Annotated in this window: 1 protein-coding gene; it reads right to left on the reverse strand. The window is 76.2% G+C overall.

What is annotated here, in order from left to right; translation table 11 throughout:
- Nucleotides 1-526: amidohydrolase family protein (locus tag HMPREF3086_RS04515; RefSeq protein ID WP_141763992.1), on the reverse strand; the 526-nt coding region annotated here is incomplete at both ends.

The following is a 526-nucleotide window of genomic DNA, read 5'->3' on the forward strand; positions in this document are numbered from 1 at the left end:
CGGCGGTGGCCATCGTCAGCACCTCGAGGGCGTCGAGGGGCCGCCCGGCGAGCGGCGCGACCTGCATCGCCAGGCGGGCGTCGGCGAGCAGGTGGCCGGCGTCGTTGCTCCCGCCGCCCGAGGTCCCCAGTCCTACGGTCACGCCTGCGTCGAGCAGCCGGGCCACGGGCGCGACGCCCCAGCCCATCGGTAGGTCGCAGGCCGGGGCGTGGGTCGCCGTGATGCCGCTTCGACGCAGGAGCTCGACTTCGGACCCGGTGATGTCGCACAGGTGCGCGAGCGTCACGTCGGGGGCGAGCCAGCCCCACTCGTCGAGCAGCTCGATCGGTCGGCGCCCGTACTTCTCGGCGGCCCGGGCCACATCGACCTGCTCGTTGGACTGCGTGCGGCGCCGCAGACCGAGCCCGCCGGCGACCTCGCCCAGGGCGGCGAACGTCTCGGGGCCGTCCGCGTGCACACCCGACGGGCCCACGGCGAGCTGCCGCATCCCGTCGCCGGTGACCCCGCCGGTCGCGCCGGGCAGATG

Origin of the sequence: Dietzia sp. HMSC21D01, assembly GCF_001815995.1 — a bacterium.
Classification (GTDB): Bacteria; Actinomycetota; Actinomycetes; order Mycobacteriales; family Mycobacteriaceae; genus Dietzia; species Dietzia cinnamea.